Source organism: Neorhizobium alkalisoli, from assembly GCF_007829835.1.
In the GTDB taxonomy this organism is placed as follows: Bacteria; Pseudomonadota; Alphaproteobacteria; order Rhizobiales; family Rhizobiaceae; genus Neorhizobium.
Window position 1 is genome coordinate 759550 of the sequence record NZ_VIWP01000001.1, and the last position, 12421, is coordinate 771970.

12 protein-coding genes are annotated in these 12421 nt (G+C 60.2%); 6 read left to right on the forward strand and 6 right to left on the reverse strand.

Annotation, left to right across the window (positions count from 1 at the left end):
- The first annotated feature begins 2 nt into the window (after positions 1-2).
- From FHW37_RS03365 to FHW37_RS03380, 4 genes are all read left to right on the forward strand, one after another.
- Positions 3-1301: a threonine/serine ThrE exporter family protein gene (locus tag FHW37_RS03365; RefSeq protein WP_145632464.1), complete on the forward strand. Its 1299-nt coding sequence runs from the start codon at positions 3-5 to the stop codon at positions 1299-1301.
- A gap of 4 nt (positions 1302-1305) precedes the next feature.
- Entirely contained in the window at positions 1306-2766 is a 1461-nt protein-coding gene (gene fumC / locus FHW37_RS03370) for a class II fumarate hydratase (protein ID WP_145632466.1), read from the forward strand.
- A gap of 154 nt (positions 2767-2920) precedes the next feature.
- Entirely contained in the window at positions 2921-3253 is a 333-nt protein-coding gene (locus tag FHW37_RS03375; RefSeq protein ID WP_145632468.1) for a hypothetical protein, read from the forward strand.
- Between the two features lie 117 nt (positions 3254-3370).
- The gene (locus tag FHW37_RS03380) at positions 3371-4921 is read left to right on the forward strand and encodes a DegQ family serine endoprotease (protein ID WP_145632470.1); all 1551 of its coding nucleotides are present in this window, start codon (positions 3371-3373) and stop codon (positions 4919-4921) included.
- A 128-nt stretch (positions 4922-5049) separates the two neighbouring features.
- Here the strand turns inward: FHW37_RS03380 and FHW37_RS03385 are convergent, their stop codons facing one another.
- From FHW37_RS03385 to FHW37_RS03395, 3 genes are all read right to left on the reverse strand, one after another.
- Positions 5050-5544, reverse strand: a complete 495-nt coding sequence (locus tag FHW37_RS03385; protein ID WP_246690649.1) for a helix-turn-helix domain-containing protein — start codon at positions 5542-5544, stop codon at positions 5050-5052.
- A gap of 201 nt (positions 5545-5745) precedes the next feature.
- Positions 5746-6615 (reverse strand): helix-turn-helix domain-containing protein, encoded by an 870-nt coding sequence (locus FHW37_RS03390; RefSeq protein ID WP_246690650.1) that lies wholly within the window; start codon positions 6613-6615, stop codon positions 5746-5748.
- A gap of 107 nt (positions 6616-6722) precedes the next feature.
- On the reverse strand, positions 6723-7445 hold the full coding sequence (locus FHW37_RS03395) for a hypothetical protein (protein WP_145632476.1): 723 nt from the start codon (positions 7443-7445) through the stop codon (positions 6723-6725).
- A gap of 242 nt (positions 7446-7687) precedes the next feature.
- Between FHW37_RS03395 and FHW37_RS03400 the strand changes: the two genes are divergently transcribed.
- A complete protein-coding gene (locus FHW37_RS03400) occupies positions 7688-7915 on the forward strand; it encodes a hypothetical protein (protein ID WP_145632478.1) in 228 nt (75 codons plus the stop codon).
- Positions 7916-8220: 305 nt separating this feature from the next.
- The gene (locus tag FHW37_RS03405) at positions 8221-9360 is read left to right on the forward strand and encodes a cupin domain-containing protein (RefSeq protein WP_145632482.1); all 1140 of its coding nucleotides are present in this window, start codon (positions 8221-8223) and stop codon (positions 9358-9360) included.
- Positions 9361-9521: 161 nt separating this feature from the next.
- On the opposite strand, the gene FHW37_RS03410 is transcribed toward FHW37_RS03405, so the two are convergent.
- Genes FHW37_RS03410 through FHW37_RS03420 form a run of 3 tightly spaced genes read right to left on the reverse strand, consistent with a single transcriptional unit; the run spans position 9522 to position 12415 of the window.
- On the reverse strand, positions 9522-10301 hold the full coding sequence (locus FHW37_RS03410; protein ID WP_145632485.1) for an SDR family oxidoreductase: 780 nt from the start codon (positions 10299-10301) through the stop codon (positions 9522-9524).
- A gap of 10 nt (positions 10302-10311) precedes the next feature.
- Positions 10312-11460, reverse strand: coding sequence for a galactonate dehydratase (gene dgoD / locus FHW37_RS03415; protein ID WP_145632488.1), 1149 nt, complete (start codon positions 11458-11460; stop codon positions 10312-10314).
- A 13-nt stretch (positions 11461-11473) separates the two neighbouring features.
- A complete protein-coding gene (locus tag FHW37_RS03420; protein WP_145632491.1) occupies positions 11474-12415 on the reverse strand; it encodes an aldose 1-epimerase in 942 nt (313 codons plus the stop codon).
- Positions 12416-12421: the final 6 nt, after the last annotated feature.

The window sequence follows — 12421 nt, forward strand, 5'->3', positions numbered from 1 at the left end:
CCATGATAAAGGTCGGTGACAGCCAAGCTCCACAACCTCGGGCTTCCATTCCTCCGGCACGCGCAGCCCATATTGCTGCGCGTATCGGCCGACTGCTCTACGTGAATGGCGCCGACACCCGCCATGTCGTCCACAATGTCACGGAAGTTGCCGGGCACCTTGGCCATGCGGCGCATGTACTGGTCACCCCGGAAGGTATTCTGGTCACGGTCGGCACCGAGGAGCAGTTCAGCACCAAGGTCGGCCATGAAGTCACGGCAACAGCCGTCAACATGGGAAAACTGCTGGAAATCCAGCGGATCGTCGATGATGCGCGGATCGGGAAAGATGGATTTGCTGCGATAGAGCAGCGGATCGATGCAGCCGAATCCGACGGTCACGACTATCCGGAATATGTCGTCATGCTCGGCGTGGCAGTCACCACCGGCTCATTGGCAATGCTGTTCGGGTCACCCTGTTCTGTCGCGATCGTATCCTTCGTGACCGGCCTCGTCAGTGCATTTCTGCGGAAACATCTGCCGGCATTCCTGCCGAATGCATTCGCGGTTACTTTCGCTACCGCGATCATTAGCGGCCTCGTTGCGGTCTTTGTCCTGCGGCTGTGGCCGGGAGAATCGCCGATCCTTGCGCTGACGGCGGCCGGAATGATCCTCGTTCCCGGCGTGCCCCTGATCAACGGTATTCGCGAGATCGCCACAGGTCATGCGGGCAACGGCATTGCCCGGCTGGCGACAGGTATCTCGCTCGTGCTGGCGATCGGGTTTGCACTTTATACAGTCGGGTTCGCGACTGGTGCCGATCTGCCTGTGGACGTCGGTCCCGGCACTCTTCCCGTCATCGAAGACCTGCTGTTTTCCGCTCTCGCTGCAGCGGGTTTCGCCCTGCTGTTCGGCGTTCCACCAAGGGCGATCGGCTTCTGCCTTCTCGCGGGCATGGCCGGCCACGGTCTGCGCACCGGCCTTGAGGAACTGGGGCTGAGCCTGCCGATCGCATCCCTGATCGGTGCGGTCTCTGCGGCCCTCGTCGCAAGGCTGGCAGCCGCGGTCCATCGCGTGCCTGCCGTCGTCTTCGCCTTCCCGGGCGTCGTCGCGATGATCCCCGGCTCCTACGGATTTCGCGCAGGAATCGGCGGGCTGCAGCTGATGGCACAGGGAGCCACCGCCCCGCACGACCTGATCGCCAACACGTTGGCACTCGCCATTACCACCGCCGTGACCACGATCGCCATCGGCATCGGCCTGGCGTTGCCACTCTCGGGTTATCCCGCAGACCCCTCTTCTTCATACGGACGAAAGGATTGAGACCATGAATGATACCGCCAACAGCCACCCTGTCATGAAGGATGTTGCGATCGGCCTCGATGCCGCCGGCGAGCGGACGGAGTTCGACAGCATGGGTGAGGTCAAGGTGCCGGCCGACCGATACTGGGGCGCCCAGACACAGAGGTCGCTCCTCCATTTCAATATCGGCGGCGACCGGATGCCGAAAGCCGTCTACCGGGCCTATGGCACCGTCAAGAAGGCGGCCGCTCTCGTCAACGGCCAGTCCGGGCATCTCCCTGGCTGGAAGGTTGATGCCATCGTCAAGGCCGCCGACGAGGCGATCGCCGGCAAGCTCGACGATCACTTTCCGCTGTTTGTCTGGCAGACCGGCTCAGGCACGCAGTCCAACATGAATGTCAACGAAGTCCTGTCGAACCGGGCGATCCAGCTGCTCGGCGGCACGCTCGGCTCGCAGCATCCGGTTGGCCCGAACGACGACGTCAATATGGGCCAGTCTTCCAATGACAGCTTTCCGACGGCAATGCATATCGCCGCGGTGACGATCATCGACGACCGCCTCATACCCGAACTCGACAAGCTCGCCTCGACAATCGAAACGAAGGCCTACGGCTGGATGGACGTGGTCAAGGTCGGCCGAACCCATCTCGAGGATGCGACGCCGCTGTCGGTCGGGCAGGAATGGTCGGGATGGGCCGCCCAGATCCGCGCCGTCATCTCCGAAATCCGGCACGCCCGTGAAGGCCTGCTGGAACTCGCGCTCGGCGGCACCGCCGTTGGCACGGGCCTCAACGCACCGGCCGGATTTTCTGTCAATGTCGCGAGCAAGATCGCCGAGCTGACCGGAAAACCCTTCGTCACGGCGCCGAACAAGTTCATGGCGCAGGGCTCGCTCGATCCGATGGTGCGCGCCTCGGCCGCGCTGCGCGGCGCCGCCGTCTCGCTGATGAAGATCGCCAATGACATGCGCTGGCTCGCTTCCGGCCCACGCTGCGGCTTCGGCGAGCTGAAACTGCCGGCCAATGAACCGGGCTCCTCCATCATGCCCGGCAAGGTCAACCCGACCCAGTGCGAGGCGATGGTGATGATTTCGATCCAGGTGATCGGAGACGACACGGCAACGGCCTTTGCGGGCAGCCAGGGCAATTTCGAGCTCAATGCGATGCGCCCGATCATCATCAATAACTTCCTGCACTCGGCTGCAATCCTCGCCGATGGCTGCGAGAAGTTCCGGACCTATTCCGTCGAAGGCACGGAGATCGACCGGGATCGCATTCAGTCCTATGTCGACAATAACCTGATGCTGGTCACCGCACTCTCTCCCGTCATCGGATACCAGAAGGCCGCGCATATTGCCGAAAACGCCGCAGCCACGGGCTCGACGCTGAAGGCAGCAGCTCTCTCCTCCGGTTTCGTCACCGAGGCGCAATATGACAAGGTCATCGTTCCGGGAAACATGATCGGCACCGGCCTGGTCGGCGCCTGATGCCGGCCAAGCTCCCCCGCACAGTCGGATCGTCCAAAGGTTACCAAGGTTTAACCGCCCGGATATCCGGCTGTAATCAAGAACAGACTAATTTCCTTTTCATGGTCACAGCAGAACGCCAATGACCGTCGAACCATTACGAAGGATCTCGACCATGTTGACTACGACACGTCAGTTCGTCACCACCGGTCTAGTCGCCTTGACGATAGCCAGCACGGCTCTCGTCACCGCCTCGCAGGCTGAAGCTCATGATAATTTCGGCCGCGGCCTTGCCGCCGGCGTAGCCGGCGCCATCGTCGGCGGTGCATTGGTTGCCGGCGCTACCAACGCCTATGGCTACGGTGCTCCGGTCTATGCCACCGCACCCTACGGGCCTCCGCCCTATGTCTATGGCCGCGGTCCGGTCGTCTCCTATTATCCGTCCTGCCACATCGCCTGGCATCAGGATCGTTGGGGCGACATGTATCGCGTCCGCGTCTGCAACTGACCCATTCCTGCCGGCCAGGGCCGGCATCCTGAAATGCCCATGATCGACCACTCGCACGCCACCTCACCGGTAGCGATGAGCCCGCTTGTCCCAATTTTAGCCAGAAAGTGAAAACCCATGTCGAACATCACTGAAAGAAAGCCGAATATCATTCAAAGAAACCGGATCCTGGCTTTGGTCGGCGCCGCCATTATCGCCGTGCCACTGGCAGCCCCGATCATCCTCGGCACGAATTCGGCCTTCGCCGCCGCCTCGTCGACACCGGCCGTTGCCGGGATCGTTGCGCCGGCCGGTTCGTTCGCATCGATCGTCTCTGCAGACAAACCTGCGGTCGTTACGATCACCAGCACGATGAAGGCGGAACCGGTCGCCGCGACCGAGGCATCTCCGTTCGGCGAAGATTCGCCCTTCAACGAACAGTTCCAGCAGTTCTTCGGCCAGAAGGGCATCCCCATGCCGCGCCAGGCCCCTGAACAGCGGCAGTCACAGCATGCCCAGGCTCTGGGATCCGGCTTTATCATCAGCTCGAACGGCTACATCGTCACCAATAACCACGTGATCGACAAGGCGATGAGCATTAAGGTCACGCTTGATGACGGAACCGAATTGCCCGCCAAGCTGATCGGTGCCGATCCGAAATCCGACCTCGCAGTGGTCAAGATCGAAGCCAAGAAGCCGCTGGCGACCGTCGCCTGGGGCGATTCCGACAAACTCAAGCTCGGTGACCAGATTCTGGCGATCGGCAATCCGTTCGGCATCGGCACGACCGTGACAGCGGGCATTGTCTCGGCTCGTGGCCGCGACCTGCATTCCGGCCCCTATGACGACTTCATCCAGATCGATGCGCCGATCAACCATGGCAATTCGGGCGGACCGCTGGTCGACACGGAAGGCCAGGTGGTCGGCATCAACACGGCGATCTATTCGCCGAATGGTGGTAGCGTCGGTGTCGGCTTTGCCATTCCGTCCGATCAGGCACAGAACATCGTTGCCAAGCTGATCAAGAACGGCTCGATCGAGCACGGCTTCCTCGGTGTCGAAATCCAGCCCGTCACCGCGGATGTCGCCAATGCCATCGGTCTCGACAAGGCTGACGGTGCCCTGGTCGCCGGCGTCAATGATGACACGCCTGCCTCCAAGGCCGGGGTCAAGACCGGCGACGTCATCACCGCACTCGGCGGAAAGCCGGTTTCGAGCCCACGCGATCTCTCCCGCATGGTGGCTGACCTTGCCCCCGGTGACCGCCAGGATCTGACGGTCTGGCGCCAGGGCGCATCCCGGACGCTGCAGCTGACGATCGGCGGCAACAGCCAGGATCAGGAACAGGCATCCGCCGAAAGCGGCAAGGCCGGTCCTGCCGCGCATAAGGTCCCGACCATCGGTATCGGCCTTGCCGATATCACCGATGACGTGCGCCAGGCCCTGAACCTGTCGAGGCAGGAAAAGGGTGCGGTCATCGAAAGTGTCGCGCCGGACAAGCCTGCCGCCGATGCCGGCCTTCAGCCCGGCGATGTGGTCGTCGCCGTCAACCAGCAGCCGGTGAAGTCTGCAGAGGAAGCCAAGACCGCCGTTGCGGATGCAGGCAGGGCCGGCCGGAAGGCTGTCCTGCTTCTCATCCAGCGCGGCGAAAACAAGAGCTTCGTCACCGTGCCGTTCTCGATCGGCTGATATTCACCCGCCAATCGAGCCGCCCCCACCCTGACATGATGTCGGAGTGGGGGCGTTTTTTGAGAACCAGACCGGCGTTCGAGACCTCGACTCCATTCTGCCGGAACGGACAGGATTGGGAGCAGCGATCAGGCTGCGGCTCGCGTGGCGGCCAGGTATCTGTGCTTCTGCCGCCAGGCTGTCGGCGTGATGCCCTCGATGCGCCGGAAAATACGCGACAGATGCGCCTGATCTGCCAGCCCACATTCCAGCGCGATCTGGCAAAGCGGTATCTTGTCTTCAAGCATCTGCCGCTTGGCGTGGTCGACACGGCGAGCGATGATATAGGCATGGGGCGATATGCCGAAACTACGCCGGAACGCCGCAGCAAAATAACTCGGGCTCAATTTGGCCAATGCGGCAAGCTCATCGACGCTCAGTTTTTCCGACAACCTTTCCTCGATCCGGGCGGCCACTCGCCTGATCTGCCAGGGTGCCAACCCGCCGGGCACCGGCTTGCTGACCGCTTCGAAACAGCTACCTGAGCCAGACTGCACCGGACCGGAATATTTGCGCGGATCGACATCACCGGTGACGATGGGCAGGGCTGGTGCACGATCAAGAACGGTGTCCTGAATACGCATGGTCGGTCTCCGATGCTGGCAGTAAAGCATTTGCTGGCAGCGATACTGCCGGGCACGGAGACGCGTCGAAACTCAACTGAGATACAGGTTCTATAGCCGTCAGTCTAAGCCATCCATACCTAAGTATGGTTGCGCGCAAGATCACAATCGTGATCGACGGCGAGACGAAGAGCGCGTTGCCCCCCGGTTGTTGCATGCATATCAGGCGTTACGGCGCCATTGTCCCGGCGTGGTTCCGACCGTATTGGCAAATGTCCGGGTAAAATGGCTCTGGTCTGCGAAGCCACATGCCGTTGCCACGTCCGAAAGCGACATTTCGGACGTTCGAAGCAATTCGCACGCCCTGGAAATCCGTTCCTTCTGGAGCCAGCGGTAGGGCGTCATGCCTGTCGTTTCGCGAAACGCATGGATAAAGTAGCCACGCGAAAGATTGCAGGCTTTTGCGACATCGAGAATGGAAATGTCGCCCTTCAGGTTCTCGAGGAACATGTTCTTTGCCAAGGCTTCATGAGAGCGCGAAAGCTTCCTCGAGGCTTTGGCCGAAACGAGCTTTCCGCCATATTCCTGGACAATGTGAATGCCGATGGCCGATGCCAGCTGATCGACGAACAATCTGCTGGCATGTTCGGGATGTTCAAGCGCCGGGATCAGTGTTTTTACGAGATTGGCAAGGACGGGATCACTCCATGCCGTCTTGATGTCCAGCGACGCGATGCCCGCAAGATCGCTCTCCTGCGCAATCCGCTGAAGCGCTGCGGGCGAGATTTCGAGCAACAGGAAGTCGAACGGCCCGCCGAGATCCGCCTTGTAAGGATCCGCGAGATTTCGGACATAGATCGAATTCTCGGCGAAATCATAGGTCGTGGCATGGTGTTCGTGAAAGATCCGGCGCGAATGGCCACCCGTCGTCGAAATGCCGATCGCAAATCCGCGCTCGCTGGCGGGCGTCGTGACCTGTTCCAGCTTCAGCTCCAAAGCGCCCTTGCGGAAGAAGCTGATATCGGCGCCCTGAATGGACTGGTTCTTGTAAAGCTTGTCGAATGGGCAGCCAAAGCTGTCCGTCGCCTTCACGATCCGCGCCTCTGCCCTATTTGCAGAATTATGATCCAAAATGCGCAACTTTCCTGATCGAGAGGCCCGACTGATCATGTCTTGTACAGTCAAAAATGCCAGCCACCTCACGTTGACCGATTTCGGCCGGCGAAGCCATAGCGATCAGCCGCGGCGCCAAAAAACACAGTAACAATATACAAATCCATACTGGACAGGACGCCCCAAATTCGGATCATGGCCGGGGTGCGAATGCGAGAAGAACATTGGCAACAGGTGAAGAAATCGCCGATTGTTTCGGTGCAGATGACGTAAGCTCTCTTGTAACCAGGCCACTGAAAGGGGCGGAACTTTCGATTACACATCTCCGGCATGATTACGAGGATGGAGACGCCCCGGTGATCCTGCCTTCGGATGATGCGTTTCTGATTGTGCTCTATCTCGTCGATGTGGAACATCGCGACCTCTACCCCGACCGTCCCCCTGCGCCCCTCAAGCGTTATACCGAAGGGTCCATTTGCCTTATCAGCCTCGACCAGGGTGCCACGATTGCGATCTGCGGCCGATTTGAAGCAATCCTTTTTCACTTCCCCCGCCGCCATCTGACGGAACCTGCGGAAAAGGCGGGAGAACCGCTCGTCAAGGAACTTGCGGTCTGCCGTGGCGTGAAAGACCAGACCATTGCCGACCTCGGCGCAGCCCTGTTGCCGATCCTGCATGCGCCATCCGGAGGGGTGGATCGACAGGCACTGCCGTATATCTGCCTGGCCTTCAGCGCCCATATCGCCCATCGATATGGGCGGCCTTACCATCCCCACTAAGAGGCGTTGCCGGGCGAACAGCACGGCCATCCTATACCAAGGTGCCGTCGGCCTAGACCTTGAAACGATTTCGCCGGCGGCAGCCAAGTCGTACCCTTCTGCAGCAATGAGCAAGTGCCTGGAGCCACGATCTCCACCTGGCCGAAAACGGCCGGCGTCCTCAGATCGTCCTTGGCTTCAGACCACGTTTGATCCCAAGCCCGGCCTCTCAACCGGTCGCAACCAAGTGATCCGGCATGCTGGCTGGCCGGCTGCCCAGAAGGAATACGGTTATGATCATCAACGAACGCGCCCCGAACATACTTCTTATCGTCACGCCGCTCGCTGTAACAGCGGTTTTCCTGCTCGATATCCTCGGCCCGGCTTCGCCGTATTCGAGCGCCCTCTACGTGCCCCCTCATCCTGCTTTCCATCTGGGTATTTTCCGCAGCCGGCGTCGCCTATACCGGGCTGGTCTGCTTCGTGATGACGATCGCCGGTTTTGTGCTGTCGCGAAATGAAGGTTTTGAGCGGACAAGCCCGTTCGATCTTTTCGCCATCCTTGCCGTCATCGCCATCACGACGATCATAGCGCTGGTCACAGCGCGGCCCGCCCGGTGATCTCGGGTCGCGGGCCAGACCGAAGGTCTTGCCGATCCACACCTACGTATAGTTGCGGCAGGCGCGACTAAGATGAAATTCTGCATCAAGCCTGACAAGTGCGCCCCTGAGGATATCGCAACCAACCGATACCAAGCCGACCAGCACTCGCGCAGATCACCGACATCCATTCCGGACTTGCAACCTCTCCGACAGGAAAGCTCCCATGGCAAACGACGCAATTGTACAGCCTATTCGCGGAACGCGCGGCGCCGATGACCCCGGCCCGCGCAACCTCGAGCTCGACCGCCAGAACCCCGACATCCTGATCCCGCCGGAAACGGATAACGGTTCGCTGCCGAACCTCAAGTTCCCCTTCGCGATGGCGCATAATCGTCTTGAAGATGGCGGCTGGGCACGCGAGGTGACACTGCGCGAGTTTCCCGTTTCGAAATCCATGGCCGGCGTCAACATGCGCCTCGGCCCCGGCGTCGTCCGTGAGCTGCATTGGCACAAGGAAGCCGAGTGGGCTTACATTCTGACGGGGACGGTTCGCCTGACCACGGTCGATCCGCAGGGAAATCTGTCGGTCGATGACCTGGCACCCGGCGATGTCTGGCTCATTCCAGCAGGCATTCCCCATTCGATCCAGGGACTGGAAGAAGGCACGGAATTCCTGCTTGTCTTCGACGACGGCAATTTCTCGGAAAACGAAACCCTGCTGATCACCGAATACATGGCCCATACGCCTCCGAGCGTGCTGGCCAAGAATTTCGGTGTCCCGGTCGAGAACTTCGCTGACTTGCCGAAGAAGGAAAAATACATTTTCCGCATGCCCGTCCCCGAGCCGCTGGACGTGGTCAGAAAACAGCTGCCGGACAGGCCGGTTCCCACCCCTTACGTCTATGCCGCCTCGCAGCTGCCTGCAAAGGCCTATGCCGGCGGGACGGTGAAGACGATCGACTCCAGGAACTTCCCCGTCACGACACTGTCTGCGCTGATCATCGAGATCGAGCCCGGCGGCATGCGCGAAATGCACTGGCATCCGGACGCGGACGAATGGCAATATTATGTTGCCGGCGAAGCCCGCATGACCGTGTTCGACGCCACGTCCAAGGCCCGCACCTTCAACTATCGGGCAGGCGATGTCGGCTTCGTTCCGCGCACGCTCGGCCATTATATCGAGAATACGGGCACGACACCGGTCACGGTCATCAACGTCTTCAACAGCCGGATCTGCAGCGACATCTCGCTCAATCGCTGGATGGCACTTACCCCGCCCGATCTGGTGCGCGGTCACCTCGGCCTCAACGACACCGTCATGGCCGCACTCAACCCCGATGCCAATGCCGTTGTCCGCGGATAGTTTTCACGCGAACCCGCCGATCGCTTCGGCGGGTTCCGACATCGGATTTAGTGCCGATCATGATGACAGAACTCTACCGCAACATCGCTCTCCTTGGCGTCAACCGTGTCGAAGAGATTTGCGGCGACCATATCCAGATTGCTCGGCGGATCGCGTAAGGATCACGCCGGATGCTGCTGAACGCTGAGGCCACCATCCACGGTGAGGCAGGTCGCGTTCATGAAAGGGCATTCGTCGGAAATCATGAAGACTGCCGCCATGGCGATCTCTTCCGGCGAGGCAATACGGCCGCCCGGATGCAGTTTCATCGTCTCGGCTTTGGCGGCTTCCGGATCGGGAAAACTGTTCCAGTAGTCGATGACTTTCTGGGTCGAGACATAACCGGGTGCCAGCGCATTCACGCGCACGTTTTTCGGCGCATATTCCAGGCCGAGCGACTTTGTCATGCCGAGCAGCGCATGTTTTGCCAGCGGGTACGGGAATGTATGCGGGATGATGGTGAAGGCGTGCGTCGAGGCGATGTTGAGGATGACGCCGCCGCCGGCCTCGATCATGCCAGGCAACACCGCTTTACAGCAGTTCCAGGCGCCCTTCAGGTTGATGTCGAAACAGCGGTCCCATTCCTCGTCGGTCGTTTCGAGAGGCTCCGCGAAGACGTTGACCCCGGCATTGTTGACCAGTGCATTGATGGCGCCGATCTCCCCCGCCGCCTGACGGACGGCACCGGCGATCGCAGCAGCGTCGGTGATGTCCGCGGACAACCAGCCGATCTTACCGCCGGCCTGTTTCATTACCGCAGCCTCGCGTGCCAAAAGGTCGGCATCGCGATCGATCAGGAACAGTGCAGCGCCCTCGCGCAAGAAGGTCTTTGCGATTGCAAGGCCGATGCCCTGCGCTGCGCCTGTCACGAATATCCGCTTGCCCGCCAGTCGTCCGGTCATCACGTTCTCCTTACCACTCGGCAAAGCTGCCATCGGGATGGCGCCAGATCGGGTTACGCCAGCGATGACCTTCCTTCGCCCGCTCGATCACATAGGCCTCGTCAACCTCGACGCCGAGGCCTGGTCCCTGCGGGATCGCTACAAAACCATCCGAATACTGGAAGACGTCCTTGTTGACGATATAGTCGAGAATGTCGTTGGACTTGTTGTAATGAATGCCGAGGCTCTGCTCCTGAATGAAGGCATTATAGCTGACCGCATCGACCTGCAGGCAGGCGGCAAGGGCGATCGGTCCGAGCGGGCAATGCGGCGCAAGCGCCACGTCATAGGCCTCGGCCATGGCGGCGATCTTGCGGCATTCGGTAATGCCGCCGGCATGCGACAGATCCGGCTGGATGATATCGACATAACCGCCTTCAAAGACAGACTTGAAGTCCCAACGGGAATAGAGACGTTCTCCGAGCGCGATGGGCGTCGAGGAGTGATTGGCGATCTCTTTCAGCGCTTCCTTGTTTTCGGAAAGCACCGGCTCCTCGATGAACATCAGCTTGTAGGGTTCGAGCTCCTTGGCCAGAACCTTCGCCATGGGCTTGTGAACACGACCGTGGAAATCGACGCCGATGCCGATATGCGGGCCGACTGCTTCGCGGATGATGGCGATCGTTTCGACCGCCTTTTCCACCTTCTCATTGGTATCAACGATCTGCATTTCTTCGCAGCCATTGAGCTTGATCGCTTTAAAACCGTTGGCAACCACCTCCTTGGCATTGCGCGCAACGTCTGAGGGACGGTCGCCGCCGATCCAGGAATAGACTTTTATCCGGTCGCGCAGTTGCCCGCCGAGGAGAGAATGAACCGGCTGGCCCAGCGCCTTGCCCTTGATGTCCCACAATGCCTGGTCGATGCCCGCAAGTGCCGACATGTGGATGGCGCCGCCGCGATAAAAGCCGCCGCGGTAAAGAACCGTCCAGTGATCCTCGATCAGAAACGGATCCTTGCCGATCAGATAGTCCGCCATTTCCTCAACGGCCGCCTCGACGGTCAGCGCACGGCCTTCGACGACCGGCTCGCCCCAGCCGACAATGCCTTCGTCCGTCTCGATCTTCAGGAACAGCCAGCGCGGCGGCACGATATAGGTGGTGAGCTTGGTGATCTTCATGGGCATGTCCTGGTCAGGAGAGAATGGGGTTGGCCGCTGTTTTGACGGCCTTAATGGGAGCAATACTGGTAAGGCTTTCGGGTCGGAGCCGGATACTGCCCGACATGTGCTGGCCGGGCTGCAGGATCTTGAGCCCGCCGAAACCCGGCAGGTTGTGACCGTTTGCCAGATGCGACATCGGTTCGAAGCAAAAATAATCGCGCCTAAACTGTGGATCGAAGGTTGCATCCGAGATGAACAGGACGGCGTGCCTTAAGATCGGATCAGCCATCAGGCGGAGCTGCATGCTACGTTCCGGCCAGGCGATCACCGCCGCACCCGACCAGTCCTCGAAACCGTTATTGACCCAGCGATGCGGCAGGCATGCCGGTTCGCTGAAATCGAGATCATCTGGAATGGCGGTCGCCTCGCCCGGCAGCCAGCCTTCAACCTCGGTCCAGAATCTTTGTGCCGGCGCAAACAGCGTCGTCTTTGGTGTCATCGGGAAAAAGGGGTGCCAGCCGAGGCCGAAGGGCAGAGCTTCCTCGCCCTGATTTTCAACCGAGAGCGTCAGCTGCAGCCCATCGTCTGCCAACAGGAATGTCTGCGTCGCGCGATAGATATAAGGTGTATGGCCGCCGCGATGGGAGAAACTCATCGTGGCGCGATTATCGCTCTGCTCGACTACGCTCCATTGCGATAGCCAGCCTTCGCCATGCAGGTAATGCGGATCCCAGGAAGTGTTGGGGCTGAAACGATAGCTTTGCTCCTCGAAATCGAAGCGATTGCCCTTCACCCGGTTGCCGAAAGGCACGAGCGGGTAACAAGCCGAAGAAAGCGCATCCGCATCATCCGGCGCCTCGCGGAGAAGCGGCACAGGGCCACTTTCGTCTTCCTTCCAGAAGCCGAGGATCAATCCGCCCATGGCCGACACCCGCAAAGAAAGGGAGCCGGCTTTCAGATCCAATATCGACATGCCCCT